This is a genomic window from Burkholderia sp. NFPP32, assembly GCF_900119325.1.
Taxonomy (GTDB): domain Bacteria; phylum Pseudomonadota; class Gammaproteobacteria; order Burkholderiales; family Burkholderiaceae; genus Burkholderia; species Burkholderia pyrrocinia_C.
Map to the genome: position 1 here is coordinate 448,975 of NZ_FPJP01000003.1, position 16,113 is coordinate 465,087.

Sequence of the window (16,113 nt, forward strand, 5' to 3'; positions counted from 1 at the left end):
TGCAGCAGATCGACAATATTGGAGACATCATGAATTCGTTGACCCCGGCCACCCCGGCATACGAAGCCGGCGAAGCCATTCCGCGCCGCCGCTGGCTGCGCGTGATTCCGCCGCTGCTGCTCGCCTGCATCATTTCCTACATGGATCGCGTGAACATCGCGTTCGCGATGCCCGGCGGGATGAACGCCGAGCTCGGCATGGACGCGACGATGGCCGGCCTCGCCGGCGGCATCTTCTTCTTCGGCTACCTGTTCCTGCAGATTCCCGGCGGCCGGCGCGCGGCGCTCGGCAGCGGCAAGAAGTTCATCGCGTGGTCGCTCGTGAGCTGGGCCGTGCTGTCGGTGCTGACCGGACTCGTCACGCATACCTGGCACCTGCTGGCGCTGCGCTTCCTGCTCGGGGTGGCCGAGGGCGGCATGCTGCCCGTCGTGCTCACGATGGTCAGCCACTGGTTCCCCGACCGCGAACGCGGCCGCGCGAATGCGATGGTCATCATGTTCGTGCCGCTCGCCGGCATGATCACCGCGCCGCTGTCCGGCTTCATCCTCGCCGCGTACGACTGGCGTCACCTGTTCTACAGCGCGGGCGCACTGTCGCTGCTGTGCCTGGTCGCGTGGATGCTGCTCGCCGACGACGGCCCGGAGACCGCGCGCTGGGTGTCGCCGCGCGAGAAGGCGTACATCCTCGACGCGCTGCGCGACGAGCAGGAACGCAAGCGCGCGGCCGGCACGCCGGCCGCCGCATCGTTCGGCGAGATGCTGCGCAACCCGACGATCTGGCTGCTCATCGCGATCAACTTCTGCTATCAGGTCGGCATCTACGGCTATACGATGTGGTTGCCGACGCTGCTGAAGAACCTCACGCACGGCGGGATGGGAAAGGTCGGCCTGCTCGCGATGCTGCCGTATGTCGCGATGGTGATCGGGATGTTCGTCACGTCGTATTTGTCTGACCGAACCGGCAAGCGCCGCCTGTTCGTGCTGCTGCCGCTCGTCGGCTTCGCCGCGTGCCTCGCGCTGTCGGTGCTCACGCACGCGTCGATGGCCGTGTCGTTCGCGTTCCTGATCGGCTGCGGCTTCTTCCTGCAGGCGGCCGCCGGCGTGTTCTGGGCGATTCCGCCGAAGCTGTGCAGCGTCGAGACGGCCGGCAGCGCGCGCGGCCTGATCAATGCACTTGGCAATCTCGGCGGGTTCTGCGGCCCGTACGCGGTCGGCGTGCTGACCCAGCACGTGAGCTCGGCGGCCGGTGTGTACAGCCTGGCGGTCACGCTCGCGGTGGCCGGCCTGCTCGCGCTGACGCTGCCGAAGCGCTGCGAGGACTGAACCCTGATACCTGATATGCAGGCCCGCGAACGAAATAACGGAGACGCACCTTGAACGACATCCTGCTGCTGGTGCAGAAATGCGCCCATACCTTCAGTTTCTACGATCTCGACACGAAAGCCGCGCTCAAGCACATCGTGCTGCCGAATTTCCCGCACGAGTTCACCGTCGACGTGAACGAGCGCTACGCGTATGTCGGCATCTTCGGGATCGAGACCGCGTGGTCGCGCGGCCATGAAGGCGACCACCGGATCGCCGAGATCGACCTGGTCGAGCGCACGCACACGCGCATGCTCGACCTGTGGCCGTACTACCGGCCGCACGGCATGGCGAGCGACCGCGACGGCCGGTTGTACGCGATGAGCGAGGCGCACGACATGCTGCTCGTGTTCGACGAGCCGACCCGGCAGCCGGTGCCGAACATGGCCGTGCCGTCCGGCGGCGTGAAGACGCACCTCGTGACGCTCACACGCGACGCGAGCCGCGCGTACGGCGTGCACCTGCTGTCGAACACGGTCACGCAATTCCATCCGCGCGACGCGACGGTCGCGCCGCGCGCCGTGATGCCCGGCCCGCGCCCCGAAGGCAATGCGCTGTCGGCCGACGAGCGCACGCTGTTCGTCGCGAATCGCGGCGACGACACGCTCGTCGAGATCGACACGGAGACGATGACCTGCGGCCGCCGCGTGAAGACGCGCAGCGATCCGAACCGCATCTACCGGACCAGCGCGCCGGACGGCCGCGACCTGCTGCTGCTGACCAACTCGGGCGAACGATCGATCTCCGTGTTCGATGCACGCCAGCTCGAGGAAATCGAACGCATCGCGCTGCCCGCGAACCCGACCGCACTGTCGTTCCATCCGTCGCGGCGCGTCGCCTACGTGTCGTTCCAGGACGACTACGTGCGCGAACTCGATCTCGATACCTGGCGTTTCGTCGGCGCGCTGGCGACGCTGCGGGAGCCCGATGCGTCGTACGTGCTCGCGGGAGCGCGCTGACATGCGCGACGGATCGCCGCCCGACGGATCGCCGCCCGACGGCATGCCGGACGCGCTCGTCGATGCGCATCACCACCTGTGGCGGCTCGATGCGGGCGCGCACTATCCGTGGCTGCAGACGCACTACGATCCGGCACGCTTCATGTTCGGCGATTACGCGGCGCTGTGCCGCGATTTCGGCGTGGACGATTTCCGGCACGCGGCGCAGCGCGCGCCGATCGTCGCCAGCGTGCACGTCGAGGCCGAACGCGCACGCGACGAAGCGCTGGCGGAAACGCGCTGGCTGCACGAAGTCGCGGCGGCGCACGGGCTGCCGTCGGCAGTCGTCGCGTGGGTCGACCTGCTGGCCGGCGATGCGGACGAACGGCTCGCCGAACAAGCCGCGTGGCCGCGCGTGCGCGGCATACGCTTCAAGCCGCGCACCGCATCGTCGCCGGATACGCCCGTCGACGGGCCCGGCACGCTGCACGATCCGCGCTGGCCGGCCGCGCTGGAACGCGTCGCCGCGCACGGCCTGTGCTGGGATCTGCGCGTGTCGTTCTGGCATCTCGACGACGCGGCCGCGCTGCTCGCCGATGCACCCGCTGTCGACGTCGTACTCGAACACGCGGGGCTGCCGTGGGATCGCTCCGACGCAGGGCTCGCGCGCTGGCGCCGCGGCATGGAAGCGCTCGCAGCATCGCCGCGCGTGGTCGTGAAGATTTCCGAACTCGGCTTGCGCGACGCCGCGTGGAACGACGCGGACAACGCGCGGATCATCCGCGACACGATCGCGATCTTCGGCTGGGAACGCTGCCTGTTCGCCAGCAACTTCCCGGTGGCCGGCCTGCGCGTCTCCTATCCCGCGTTGCTGCGCACGTTCGCCCGCGCGATGGCGAACCTCGACGACGCGGCACGCCGCGCGATCTGGCATGACAACGCGGTGCGCGTTTACCGGATTGCGCTCGACGAGCCATTCCGGCCGGCTCGCGGATAACGCCGCTTTCCGCGCCTTTCCCCATCTCGTCGATCATGGCATCCGCCCGGTCGCGTATTCGCCCCGTCGCCCGTAATCGTGCTTGACCCGGCCCTTGGGGTCGCCTTTATGCTGTCCACAACGAATCGACAGCAGAGAGAGGTGACGGATGGGTACGTCCACGCCCCGTTTGAGCGCATCGGCGGCAGCCGCGCAGCTCGGCGTATCGGTCAAAGCGCTGCGGCTGTACGAACAGCACGGCCTCGTGACACCGGAGCGAACGCCTGCCGGATACCGTGCCTACGGCCCGGACGACCTCGCACGCGCGGCCGACATCGCGGCGCTGCGAGCGCTCGGCCTCAGTCTGGCACAGGTGGCGAGCGTGCTCGATGGCGATGCACGCGGCCTGGACGGCGCGCTGGCCGCTCACGAAGCAGTGCTTGAGCACGGCATTCAGGATCTCGTGCGCAAGGTCGACAGCGTGCGCGCGATCCGTGCCGGCCTTGCGCGCGGCCGGATGCCGGCCGACGGCGAACTGGCGCGGCTGCTCGACGATACCGGCGCCGGCGTCGCGTTCAGCCTGCCGTGGCCGTGGGGCGGCGAGTGGTTCGAGTGTCGCGATATCCGGCCGTTGAACTACATCATCGGCTCGCTGGGAAGCGGCAAGACGCGGCTGGCGCTTCGGCTGGCCGACGCGCTGCCCGGCGCCGCGTTCGTCGGCCTCGATCGGCTGGAACACGATGGCGCTGCCGCATGCGATGCGTTGCGCGTCGATCCGGAACTGAAGTCGCGCGTCGACCGCGCATCGGCCGCGCTTGCCCGCAACGGCGCGACGCCGTCGGCAGCGTTGACTGCGCTGCTCGTCAGTCTCGAAGCGGATGGCCCGCGCGCGCTGGTCGTGGACATGATCGAACAGGATCTCGACCGGCCCACGCAACAGGCGTTGATCGCCCATTTGCGCGAACGCGCAACCGCCGGGATGCGGCCGCTGTTCCTGCTGACGCGCTCGTCGGCGATCCTCGATCTGTCGTCGGTCGGGCCGAACGAATCGATCATCCTGTGCCCTGCCAATCACAGCCCGCCTTCGCGCGTGGCGCCTTACCCGGGCGCCCCCGGCTACGAAGCGGTTGCCACGTGCCTTGCGTCGCCCGAGATCCGCGAGCGGATCGCGCGTCGGCCGGAAGTGGCGTAAGCCGTCATCGGTTCCTGGTGCCGGCAACAGGCCGGCGCATCGACCGTCACGACTCCAGCCGCCCCATCCTGCGCGCCATCGCCGGACTCACCGCGCACCCCGGATCGAACCCGAAGAATTCGAGCACGTGCCGTGCGACGTCGTCGCGATCGTTGTCCGCGCAGATCATGTGGTAGCTGTTCTCCAGCACGATCCCGCGCGCGTCGGGCATCTTCTCCAGCAGGAAATCGGCCGAGCGCAGGCTCGTCAGCTCGTCCTCGCGCGCATGCAGCACGAGCGTCGGGCATCGCGTATCGGCCGCGGCCTCGAGCGCCCAGTCGCGCATCCGGTCGACCTGCCGCACGCACGCGAGCGGCACCCACGCATAGTGGAAACCGTCCTGCCGCTCGAACTTCTTCTTCACGATCGCGCGGATCGTCGCGTTCTTGATGCCGAACGGCTCGCCCTCCTCGACGCGCATCCGCTCGGCCACACCCGGCACGCGATACAGCACATGCCGCAGCGACCGATACCACGGCGTCGACCAGCCGTCGATGAACACCGGCGTGGCCAGCAACGCGAGCCGGCCGCGCGCATGCTGCACGCGGCGGCACAGCAGCAGCGCGACCAGCGCGCCCATGCACATGCCCACGACATGCAGCGTGTCGTACTCGCGTTCCAGCGCGCGATACTGCTCGGTCACCGCGTCGAGCCACGTCTCAGCGCGCACGCCGATCAGATCCTCGGGGCGCGTGCCGTGCCCCGGCAGCGTGATCATGTGCGTGTCGCCGCCCGCGCGCCGCATCGCCTTGTGCAGCGAACCGAGATCGTATTGCGTGCCGCCGAGCCCGTGGATCAGCAGGACGCCCGTGCGGCCTGTCATGACGCGCGTCCGCTCATTCGTCCGCCGGCCACACACGCTCGATCTGCCAGACGCCCGCGACCACCGTCACGTCGACGTTCGAATCGAGCAGCGGCGCGCCGTGATCGGTGATCGTCTGCGTGCCGCCGTCGCGCTGCACGACACGCAGCGACAGCGACGCGCGATCCTCGCCCGCAATCTCCGCATTCCAGTAGTCGCTCAGCGCAGCGCGGTCGCCCGGCTGCACGCGTTCGAGCACGAGCGGCACGCTCGCGATCTGCGCGTGTTCGACGCCGACGCCGAACACGCGCTCGACGTCGCCGCTCCACTCGATCCGTCCCGACTCCGGATCGAGCACATATGCAATCTGGCCGGCGCTCGCGAGCGCGAGCTCCATGTTGTTCTGCAGCACCGCCGCATGCTCGTGCACGCGTTCGCGCGTCGTCTTCAGCGTGCTCACCGTCAGCACCAGCAGCGACGCGACCGCCAGATAGAGCTGCGCCTCGAGCAGCGAACTGCCGTAGTGCTCGTGGAACGACGCGAACGGGCCGTCGCCCTGCGCGGTCTGCTCGATCACGATCAGCGCAAGTATCAGCACCGACGACGAACCCGCGCGGCCGCCGAGCAGCAGCGTCACCGCGACGGTCAGGAACAGCGGGACATACGTGAACGCGAAGCCGGCGCCAGTACCGAATTTCCGCGACGTGTCGCCGTCGAAGATCACGAGCGCGACGATCGCGAGCAGCACGAACGCGACGACGCCGAGCATCAGGTCGAAGCGCTCGTGATCGCCCGAACGGTGCGCGCGGAAGCGCGACCACGACGCGAGCACCGGCGTGACCAGCAGCACGCCGACGAAATCGGAAGCTGCCCACACGAACCACACGTCGAAGAACGACGCGTCCTTGAGCGTCGCGTACCACGCCGCGCCGCCGATCGCGCCGACGACGCCAGCGATCAGCCCGGCGAGGATCACCGAGCGCAGGAAATACAGCCCTTCGAGCGAGAAGCGCACGCGCTGAACGAGCCACACCGCGAGCGCGGCCGCACCGACTTCGTCGACCGTGAACAGCACCGCGTTGACCAGGCTGCCGTGTTCGATGCCGGTCAGCGCGAGCTGCGCGACGAGGAACGCGCCGGCCAGCGTCAGCCATTCGCGCAACGGCCGCAACATGAACGCGCCGACCGTCACGCCGGCCGGCAGCCAGATATAGCCCGTCAGCCGGACGGGGCCGTTGAACTCGTGCGAGATGTAGCCGGTCGCGAGATACAGCACCGCCCAGAGCAGCGCGGCGACGAGCCCCGGGCGGGAACGTTTGGTGTCCATCGAGGATTCCTGTGTGCTGCGCCGTGCGGGCGAGCGCGCCGGCCGCGTTGTCAACGGCAGGCGCGCCGGCACACCGGCGCGTACGCGATGTGCGCATGATATGCGGCGGGAGCGGACGGGGGAATACCGGAGCCGGAAGCGCATCGATCGGCCGGCGGTACCCCGCAAGTCGGCGCTCGTGACCGGCAAAGTATCCGAAAAGTTCGTCGTTTGCCGGACGCTATCAGGACAGGTCAGCGTGTCGTCCTGGCCGGACAGCCAAAATCGCGCGCAGCCGGTCGATCATGACTGACATGAAAGGCATTTGAAAGTGTTCGTTTCAGGTATCGTCCACGTCTCCAGCCAACATTCCGGATGACCGCACCCAATGGAAACCGTACCGGCACGGCCGATATCGGCCCCTTTGATGCAATGAGCAGATTTCGCGTCACGTACGACGGGCCCGCGCTCGAATCGTCCGAGATGGACGTGCGCGAACTTGCACCCGCATTGCTTGCAATCGGCGATTTGCTCGACGCGTCGACCCGCGCGCTGTGCGGCGATCAGGTTCGGCCGCAGGTGAACGTGCGCGGCAGCTTCAAGACCGGCAGCTTCGGCGTCGACTTCACGCTCGCGACATCGCTGCTCGGCCGCATGCGCGACATGCTGAGCGGCAACGAAGGCACGGCGCTTGCCGATGCGGTCACGATCCTGACCGCGCTCGGCATCGCCGCGCCCCGGGCAAGAAAGGGGCTCTTCGCCGTCCTCAAATGGCTGCGCGGGCGCGAGATCCAGCAAGTGCGGATGCAGCAGTGGCAAACCTCGGACGGCGCAAAAACCGAATACGAGGTCACGGATGTCCTCGAACATCGCCCGGCCGGCCTGCAGATTCAGTTGCCCGGCCTTTGATCCGCGTCGAAGGCCACGCTCCCAACACAACCCGTCATCCCTCATGAAACCGGCGATCGATCTGCGTCCTGCCTCCTTGGCCGACCTCCCCTTCCTGCAGACCCTCCGGCGGCTCACGATGACGGAGCATCTGCAACGGGTCGGCGCGCCGACCGACGACGAAGCGCACGACCGGCGCATCCGCGCGCACTTCGAAGACGCGATGATCGTCTGCGAAGGCGCCGATGCAATCGGCTTGCTGAAGGTGACGCGCTCCGCCGGCGAATGGCACGTCCATCAGATCCAGATCCTCCCTGCCCGCCAGGGCCGGGGCATCGGCGAAGCCGTGCTGCGCGAACTGCTGACCGATGCGGCACGCGAGAACGTGTGCGTATCGCTCAGCGTGCTGCACGGCAATCCGGCGCGGCGCCTCTACGAACGGCTCGGCTTCCGGCCCGCATCGGAAACGGAAACGAGTGCGAGCCTCGTCTGGCGCGCGTGACGCGTCACGTATCGACGCCGCGCTATTGCGTGATCTTCGCGTCCTTCAGCAACTTGCCGATCATCTGCGCACTCGCCTTCTCGACCGCAATCGCCTGCAATTGCTGCTGAAGCACCGGCTTCGCCGTCTCGAAGCCCGGCACCTGCGTCGGCCGCTTCGCATCCAGCTTCACGATGGCCCGCACGCCATCGACCGGGATCGAATCCTTCGTCGCGGCGCCCACCGTCAGTTTCTCGAGCGCCTGCGCGATCGGCAGCGGCAATCCGCCCGTCTTGCCTTCCGCCGCCGGCGTATTGAAGCTCACCCACGGCAGCTCGCCGCCGGCATCGCGGCTCGGCGCCATGCTGTACTGGCGCGCCAGCCCGTCGAACGACTTGCCCGACTTCAGCTCGCTCAGCACGGTCGCGGCCGTCGCCGGATCCCTGACGACGATCAGCCGCGGCTTGTACTCGTTCTTGCCGAGCGCCGCGACTAGCGCGTCGTAGCGCGCCTTGACCTGCTCGTCGGTCACCGGCTCGGGTTTCACGTTGTCGCGCACGTACAGTTGCACCTCGGCATTCGTCTTCGCCTGCTGGATCGCCGCCTTGACCTCGGGCTTGTCCGCGTAGTTCGCTTTCTCCGCGGCCTGCTGAACCAGCACGCGCGTGATCAGTTGCTGCTTGATCGCGTCGCGGATCTGCGGCGAGTCGGGCTGCCCCGACGCGCGCAGCACCGCATCGACGTCCGCCTGCGTGATCGCCGTGCCGTTGACGGTCGCGACGGTTGCCGTCGCGCCGGACGGCTGCGACGCGGCCGCCGTCTGGGCGAGGGCAGGACCGCTCAGCACGCCCGCCAGCGCGGCAATCAGCAACAGCCGGCTCGGTGTCGTTTTCATCTTCATCGTTTGATCGCTTCGTGCTCAAGGAACGCGGCATGGGGCTGCCGCGCAGATTCGCCGACGCAGCAGCACATCGGCGCAACCGTTCATTCAGGTTCGACATCACGAGCACAGGCAGCCTCCGCCCGTGCCGCTGTCATTGTGCACGGAACCGCGTTTGCGCGTCGGGAGGTCGGGGGCGGCCGCACAAGGCGGCGAAGCGCGCGTTGCGCGCGCCGTTCATCGTAGACGTCGCATACGATCGTTGCTTCGCGGGCCCGGCCGCCAGTCGAAGCGGCGACCGGCACGCTTCACCGGCACCGGCCGCACCGCCGTCAAGGCGTCCATCGATACACGGTGATGCTGTTCCCCTTCACGTTGTTCTTCATCACCACATACTCGCCGTTCGACCGGCGGTACGCGCGAATGCTGTACATCGCATCGATCGCGCTGCTGGTATCGACGGTCGCGGGGCTCGTGTTGACCAGCGTGGTGTCGAGGTTGCCGGTGGTGAGGTTGAACGCGTCGACGTTCGGCCACAGCGGCCCGCTGCTGCTGAACCAGTAGCCGACGAACAGATGGTTGCCGGCCGCGTCGATCGATTTCGCGCCGCTGTGCGGCAGCGTGATCACCGGATCCGGCTTCGTCGTGTTGCCCGCGCTCCAGCCGTGATACACCTCGATGCGCGTGCCGATCGACGTCCAGTCGTTGGTCCCGACCGCGCCCTGCGCGAGCACCATCGTGTCGCTGTCCGCGAGGTAGACGATGCGCGTCAGCGGCTGGATGCTGGCGGGAACGCGGGTCGCGACGCCCGCCCCCCACGACGGCTTGCCGCTCGCGTCGAAACCGGTCAGCGGGTAGTGATAGATCGCGCCGGTCTTGTCGAGGCCGGCCCACACGCCGCCCTTGCTGTCGAGGCTGAACCCGCTCGTGACGCGCTGCGTCGTGTTGAACGCGGGGCCCGGAATCGATCCGTCCGGAATCGCGACATAGCCGTTCGCCGCATTGAAATGAAAGAAATAGAAGACTGGCGGATTCTGCCCCGCCGCGACGAGGATCCGGTTCGCGCCGACGGACGCGAGCAGCCCGAAATGCTCGTCGCGCTGCGTGTCGCTCATGTTGATGCGCGGATCCGACGGGTACGTGAACGGATCGACGGTGTTCGCGACGAACGTGCCGCCCGCGCTGCCGCTATATACGTGCGTGCCGCCATAGAACAGCGCGCCGTCCGTGACCGGGTCCGGCGCGGCGATGCCTTCGAAGTTCAGCGACTGCAGCGTCCAGCGCAGGCTGCCGGCGCTGCTGTACGCATGAATGTCGGTGGCGCCGTTGCGGCCGAGATCCCAGCTTCCGCCCCACGGGTTGTTGAGCACATAGAGATTGCCGGCGCTGTCTTTGCCGATCCCGGCGATGCGCGTGAAGCGTTTCGCGCCGACCTGCCCCTTGATGCCCGTCGTCGTGTCGAGATAGCCGCCGCGCACGCCGAACGTGCCGGCCAGCGCGGGCCGGCCCGACACGGTATAGCGCTTGACGTTCATGTCGGGGCCTTCGTCGCCCACCATGAGCTGCCCGGCCGCCGCATCGAAATACAGCGCCGACGGCTTCGACCCGGCCGGCAGCCGGATCGTGTTCAGCAGCGCGCCGGCCGGGCTGAAGCCGACGACCGAACCCGCGCTCTTCTGCGCGACCCACACGTTGCCCGCGCCATCCACCGCGAGCGCGCCCGGCCCCGACACGTTGATGTCCCGCTGCCAGACGCCGTCGGTGGTGAACACGCGCACGCGATTGCCGTAGAAGTCGCTCGCATAGAGCAGCGAGCCGGCCGTCGCGAGCCCGGTGACGACGTCGATGCGCGGCTGGTTGGTCGCCGCGCTGATCTGGATCACGCGGTCGCGATACTTCGTGGCGCGGTTGTACCGCCCGACCGCGCCGCTGCCGTAAGTTTTGCCGGGCTGCAACGCGACGAACAGCGACGTCGCGTTGCCCGTGATCGCGCTGCCCTGGAATTCCGAATGCGTGCCCATCGAACCGACGCTCTTGCCGTTCTGGTAGATCGCGACACCGCCTTCGTCTTCGTCCCACATCGACGCCGTGTAGATGACGCCTTCGGGCGCGACCCACATCGAACGCGCGACGTTGCCGACATGAGCCGCGAGCGTGCCGTATGTGTTCGCCAGCCAGTCGGTGGTGTTGCCTGCGTGAGCGGCCGGCGCGATCGCGGCGATTGCGGCGGCAAGAAGCGCAGCCTGAATACGTTTTCCAGCGACCATGACTGATGCTCTCCTGAATGGGGCAAACATTCACATGAGGGGGCGGCCGGCCGGATGGCTTGAAATCCGCGATGCGTAAATTGTTCCGCTGAATCATCCGGCGCAGTCGGTATTACGTGCGGCATGCGTTCGATAATGAGCAGGGCGAGAATAGCGTTATATAAATCGAAAAAAATTGCGGACCGTCCGTGCCACGGCGCTTTTCGCCGAATCGGCTTCGATCGCATCGCCCGTGGCAACCGGGCACCCCGACAGCGGGCGCGGCGGTGCGACAGTGAATGTTCACTTGCGCGCTCGATCGGGAATGAGGGAAATCGGAGAAATCAGGCCGTTCGCCCGCGGGAATATCGCAGCGGGTTCAACGACGAAAGATTGAAACCACGAATGCCGTTTCCGGCGAATCGGGAAAAAGCTACCGCATGCAATGCGGAATCATTGCACCAAAAACAAATCGCCGGCCTGAATCCGTTTCGAATCCAGGCCGGCGATTGTCATTGATCGCGGAGCAGGCAAAGCGCCGTCGTCGCCGCGTTGCCACGCATCATGCCGATGCCGACGTCTCCGGCACCTTCACCTGCATGACGCGCCCGCCGTCCGGATCATCGTCGTCGCGCGGCGCGTCGAGCTGCCCTTCCCACTTCGCGACCACGGCAGCCGCGATCGAGTTGCCGACGGCGTTGGTGGCCGAGCGCCCCATGTCGAGGAACATGTCGACGCCCATGATCAGCAGCAGCCCCGCTTCGGGCATGTTGAACTGGTTGAGCGTCGCCGCGATCACGACCAGCGATGCGCGCGGCACGCCCGCCATCCCCTTCGACGTCACCATCAGCATCAGCAGCATCGTGATCTGCGTGCCCAGCGGCAGATGGATGCCGTACACCTGTGCGATGAACAGCACGGCAAACGTGCAGTACATCATCGAGCCGTCGAGGTTGAACGAGTACCCGATCGGCAGCACGAAGCTCGAGATCCTGCGGTTCACGCCGAAGCGGTCGAGCGCATCCAGCAGCTTCGGATACGCGGCCTCGGAGCTCGCCGTCGCGAACGACAGCAGGAACGGCTCGCGGATCAGCCGGATCAGCGTGAACGCGCGCTTGCCGAGGAACGTCACGCCGGCGAGCGTCAGCACGCCCCACAGCAGCGCGAGCGCCAGATAGAAGCTCGCCATGAACTTCGCGAACGTGAGCAGGATGCCGAGCCCTTCGGTCGTGATCGTCGACGCCAGCGCCGCGAACACCGCGACGGGCGCGAACCACATCACCGCGCCCGTTACCTTCAGCATCACCTGCGCAAGATCGTCGATCACGCCGGTCAGGCGCTTGCCCGCTTCGCCGAGCGCGGACAGCGCGGCGCCGAAGAAGATCGAGAACACGACGATCTGCAGGATTTCGTTGTTCGCCATCGCCTCGGCGATCGATTTCGGCACCAGGTGGACCACGAAATCCTTCAGTGTGAATGCCCCCGTCTTCAGGTTGAGGGCCGCGTCGGACGCCGGCAACGGCAGGCTCAGGTGGCTGCCCGGCTGCAGGATCGTCGCGGTCAGCAAGCCGAGCAGCAACGACGTGAACGACGCGATGAAGAACCAGCCGAACGCCTTGACGCCCACGCGGCCCACCGCGCCGCCGTCGCCCATCTGCGCGATGCCGACGGTCAGCGTCGCGAATACCAGCGGCGCGATGATCATCTTGATCAATCGCAGGAACACGTCGGACAGCAACGACACGTAGCCGGCGACTTCCTTGGCCATCTTCGGGTCGGGAAACGCGCTATGGCACGCGTAACCCACTGCGATACCAAGAATCATCGCGACGACGATGTACCTGGTAATGTTGTGCTTCTTATTCATTAGCAATCCAAATTACAAAGCGTGTGCTTCTAACGGCTGGAAAATCATTCGCGTCCGGCTGCGAATCGGAACTCACGTCGCCATGCGCGCGACGGGCCCGCTTCCGGCGGTCGCCAGGGCGGACAGGGGGGGCATTCTAACGCAAATGGCGCGCCGGCTTTCAAATCTGAAAGAAAAGGCGGTTGATCTGCGTCCATGCGGCCGCCGGAAAGGGGGGTTTTGTCGCGATCCGGCCGAACGGCGCGAGCGGCCATCGAGCGCCGCGACCTCGACGGACAGGCCACCCGCGCCGACCCGCGACGACACGGGAAGACGATCGCGACACATTCGCACAAAGATGCGCAGACCTCGACACTACCGCGCGTAACCCCTATGTAATATTTGGAAATGATTCGTGTTGCCGTCACGCCCGGGCGGCAATGCGCAATCGCGAGTCGGGAATGCGCAACCGCGTTCGAGCCATTGTTCCAGACAGGGCGAGTCGTTCACTTGATAAGTAGTCCTCCCAATGAATGAACGGGAAAAATCGGCATCGTGATGAACATTCTGTACACCAACTTCCACGGCGACTATGGCGGCGGCCAGGATACCTACGTCCGCGATCTCGCCGCCGCGATGAGCCGGCATCACCGCGTGACCGTCGCGTCGCCGGGGGGAAGCCGCCTGTCGCGGCTGTTGAAGGACAGCCCCGACGTGGCCATCTTCGACATGGAATTCAAACCGCGCTGGAACCGGCTGTGCCAGGAGCTTGTCCGGCTGCGCCAGCGGATCGTCGCCGAGCGCTTCGACGTCGTTCACGTCAACGGATCCGCCGATCACCGGCAGGTGATGCTGGCGCTGCTCGGGTGCCGGCATCGGCCCGCGGTCGTGCTCACCAAGCACAACACGTATCGCGCCGACAGCTTCGGCAACCTGCTGCGTGCACGGCTTGCGACCGACCACACCATCGCGGTCAGCGACTATGTCGCGGGCATGCTCGCGCTCCGGTCGCCGTACGGGAACGTCACGGTCGTCAAGCACGGCGTGCGCAGGCAGGCCGCGGAACGGCTGGCGGGCGACGAGATTCGCCGCCGCAAGGTCGCGCTGTTCGGGCCGTCCGGCGCGGACGCGATCGTGCTGGGCAGCAGCGCCGGCACCGCGCCGGAAAAAGGCTGGATGGATCTGATCGCGGCACTGGGCCGCCTGTCCGAGCACGAGCGCGAGCGGTTTCGCGTGCTGCTGGTCGGTGCGGAGCCGTCCTGCGACCAGCGCGAGCAGATCGCGCGGCACGGCATGACGTCGCGCATTGCATTCACCGGACGGCTCGACGACGTATGCGCGCCGTTCTCGATCATCGACGTGTCGTTCGTGCTGTCGTACCACGAGAGCCTGTCGTACGCGTGCCGCGAAGCGATGTCGCTGGGCTGCCCCGCGATCGTGACGCGCGTGGGCGGGCTGCCCGAGAACGTCGAGCCGGGCGTGGACGGATGGGTCGTTCCGCCGCGCGAGCCCGAAGCGATCGGGGAGATCCTGCGCGCGATCGTGCGCGAGCCCGGCTGCGTCCGCGCGATGGGACGCAGCGCGCGGCTGAAAGGCAAGCGCGAGTTCTCGTTCGACACATTCGTCGACGCGACTTTGTCCGTCTATCAGAAATCGATTCGACACAACCCGTATCGCTGGGTGGCATCGTTGAGGTCCATGTAATGGCCATGAATATCTGGAAGAAGTATTGGGACCTCCGGACGCAGGAGTGCCCGTGCGACGTGCACTTCGTCGAGTGGCTGGAATCCGTTCGCCTCAACGGCATCCGCATCTATCACTTCGGCACCGGCGGCCACCACCATGTCGGCGTGGCATGCGCGCGGCCTCACCTGAACAACACGGTCTTCGGCGTGACGGCGTCGCCGAAGGAATACAAGTCGTATGTCGATCTCGTCACGCGGCAGCCGGAAGTCAGCAAGACCTACCTCGCGTATTTCGGCGACGTCTATACAAGCAACTCGGACCTGCTGCCGTCGTTCGACGTCGTCACGCTGTTCCACCTGTGCGAATTCCGCGACGAGACGAACAGCCGCTATGGCGCGAAGACCGACGCGGAAGTGCTCGACCTGTTCGCCCGCCATACCGCACGCGAAGGTCACCTGCTGTTCTACAAGGGCTCGTCGGCCTATCGGAAGGCCGAACCGATCATCGAGCAATGGGCGGCGAATGCCGATTTCGTCGAGGTCGGCGACTTCAAGACCCTGCGGATTTTCCGCAAGGACGCATAACCCTTGCCTTGTCACGATCCGCCGATGCTTCTATCCGCCACGCGCTATCCGATCCTGATGTATCACCAGATACGCCCGCTGCCGCCGCCGCCCGACCGGCTGCGCGGCCTGAGCGTCGCGCCCGACGCGTTCCGCCGCCAGATGACGCTGTTCAGGCGGCTCGGCTACCGCGGCCTGAGCGTGCGCGAACTGCAGCCGTATCTGCGCGGGGAGCGCAGCGGAAAGGTCTTCGGCATTTCGTTCGACGACGGCTTTCTCAACGTGCTCACGCACGCGATGCCGGTGCTGGACGAGCTCGGGTTCACCGCGACCTGCTATTTCGTCGCCGGCCGGTTCGGCGGCGAGAACGACTGGGATGCGGGCGCCGATACCGCACGCTCGCCGCTGATGACGTGCAAGGACATGCTCGCGTGGCACGATCACGGCCATGAAATCGGCTCGCATACGCTCGATCACGTCGCGCTGTCACACGTGCCGGCGCACGTGTCGGATCTTCAGGTAACCGAGTCGAAGCGGCGGCTCGAAGCGTTGAGCGGCCGGCGCGTCGAATCGTTCTGCTATCCGTACGGCGATCTGGACGCGCGCGTCCGCGATCAGGTCATCGCCGCCGGGTACGGCAATGCGACGACGACCCGGCGCGGGTGCGCCGACGCGTCCGACGATCCGTTTCTGCTGCCGCGAATTCCGGTAGCGGGCGGCGTCGGTGCGCTTCGATTGCTGTTCAAGTGTGCGCGTTGGCGGGTGCGCAAGCGCGGGTAACGCCGGGAACAGCGCTTGTGACATGGCGAAATGGTAAAGCGTCGGCGCCGAATTCGATCCGGCCGATGCCGGCGCACGGATCGATGCCTTTGTCGAATCCAGGTTTTCCGGATCGCGGCCGTCGCCACC

General features: G+C 66.8%; 14 protein-coding genes. 9 read left to right on the forward strand and 5 right to left on the reverse strand.

Features of this window, described 5'->3' with window-relative positions; all coding sequences use genetic code 11:
* Positions 1-29 precede the first annotated feature (29 nt).
* The 4 genes from BT264_RS09065 (at position 30) to BT264_RS09080 (ending at position 4,467) form a co-directional block, all read left to right on the forward strand.
* Positions 30-1,322 (forward strand): MFS transporter, encoded by a 1,293-nt coding sequence (locus BT264_RS09065; RefSeq protein ID WP_072438046.1) that lies wholly within the window; start codon positions 30-32, stop codon positions 1,320-1,322.
* A gap of 50 nt (positions 1,323-1,372) precedes the next feature.
* The gene (locus BT264_RS09070; RefSeq protein WP_072438044.1) at positions 1,373-2,320 is read left to right on the forward strand and encodes a YncE family protein; all 948 of its coding nucleotides are present in this window, start codon (positions 1,373-1,375) and stop codon (positions 2,318-2,320) included.
* Position 2,321: 1 nt separating this feature from the next.
* A complete protein-coding gene (locus BT264_RS09075; protein ID WP_072438042.1) occupies positions 2,322-3,296 on the forward strand; it encodes an amidohydrolase family protein in 975 nt (324 codons plus the stop codon).
* Between the two features lie 148 nt (positions 3,297-3,444).
* Entirely contained in the window at positions 3,445-4,467 is a 1,023-nt protein-coding gene (locus BT264_RS09080; protein WP_072438041.1) for a MerR family transcriptional regulator, read from the forward strand.
* A gap of 46 nt (positions 4,468-4,513) precedes the next feature.
* Here the strand turns inward: BT264_RS09080 and BT264_RS09085 are convergent, their stop codons facing one another.
* Together BT264_RS09085 and BT264_RS09090 are read right to left on the reverse strand one after the other, a co-directional pair.
* The gene (locus BT264_RS09085) at positions 4,514-5,329 is read right to left on the reverse strand and encodes an alpha/beta hydrolase (RefSeq protein ID WP_072438039.1); all 816 of its coding nucleotides are present in this window, start codon (positions 5,327-5,329) and stop codon (positions 4,514-4,516) included.
* 13 nt (positions 5,330-5,342) lie between these two features.
* On the reverse strand, positions 5,343-6,635 hold the full coding sequence (locus tag BT264_RS09090; RefSeq protein ID WP_072438037.1) for an MASE1 domain-containing protein: 1,293 nt from the start codon (positions 6,633-6,635) through the stop codon (positions 5,343-5,345).
* A gap of 354 nt (positions 6,636-6,989) precedes the next feature.
* Here BT264_RS09090 and BT264_RS09095 point away from each other — a divergent pair, with 354 nt between their 5' ends.
* Together BT264_RS09095 and BT264_RS09100 are read left to right on the forward strand one after the other, a co-directional pair.
* On the forward strand, positions 6,990-7,523 hold the full coding sequence (locus BT264_RS09095; RefSeq protein ID WP_072438036.1) for an LAPAL motif-containing putative phage structural protein: 534 nt from the start codon (positions 6,990-6,992) through the stop codon (positions 7,521-7,523).
* 43 nt (positions 7,524-7,566) lie between these two features.
* Positions 7,567-8,004, forward strand: coding sequence for a GNAT family N-acetyltransferase (locus BT264_RS09100; protein WP_072438034.1), 438 nt, complete (start codon positions 7,567-7,569; stop codon positions 8,002-8,004).
* Positions 8,005-8,026: 22 nt separating this feature from the next.
* Here BT264_RS09100 and BT264_RS09105 read toward each other — a convergent pair whose 3' ends face one another.
* The 3 genes from BT264_RS09105 to BT264_RS09115 all read right to left on the reverse strand — a co-directional run bounded on the left by BT264_RS09105 (position 8,027) and on the right by BT264_RS09115 (position 12,976).
* The gene (locus BT264_RS09105) at positions 8,027-8,884 is read right to left on the reverse strand and encodes a peptidylprolyl isomerase (RefSeq protein ID WP_072438033.1); all 858 of its coding nucleotides are present in this window, start codon (positions 8,882-8,884) and stop codon (positions 8,027-8,029) included.
* A gap of 311 nt (positions 8,885-9,195) precedes the next feature.
* Positions 9,196-11,130 (reverse strand): SMP-30/gluconolactonase/LRE family protein, encoded by a 1,935-nt coding sequence (locus BT264_RS09110; RefSeq protein WP_072438031.1) that lies wholly within the window; start codon positions 11,128-11,130, stop codon positions 9,196-9,198.
* A 541-nt stretch (positions 11,131-11,671) separates the two neighbouring features.
* Entirely contained in the window at positions 11,672-12,976 is a 1,305-nt protein-coding gene (locus BT264_RS09115) for a dicarboxylate/amino acid:cation symporter (protein WP_072438030.1), read from the reverse strand.
* A 537-nt stretch (positions 12,977-13,513) separates the two neighbouring features.
* Here BT264_RS09115 and BT264_RS09120 point away from each other — a divergent pair.
* From BT264_RS09120 to BT264_RS09130, 3 genes are read left to right on the forward strand one after another with little or no spacing between them, the layout of a single operon-like run.
* Entirely contained in the window at positions 13,514-14,659 is a 1,146-nt protein-coding gene (locus tag BT264_RS09120; RefSeq protein WP_072438029.1) for a glycosyltransferase, read from the forward strand.
* A gap of 5 nt (positions 14,660-14,664) precedes the next feature.
* Positions 14,665-15,225, forward strand: a complete 561-nt coding sequence (locus BT264_RS09125) for a hypothetical protein (RefSeq protein WP_072438499.1) — start codon at positions 14,665-14,667, stop codon at positions 15,223-15,225.
* Between the two features lie 24 nt (positions 15,226-15,249).
* On the forward strand, positions 15,250-15,984 hold the full coding sequence (locus tag BT264_RS09130; protein ID WP_072438028.1) for a polysaccharide deacetylase family protein: 735 nt from the start codon (positions 15,250-15,252) through the stop codon (positions 15,982-15,984).
* Positions 15,985-16,113: the final 129 nt, after the last annotated feature.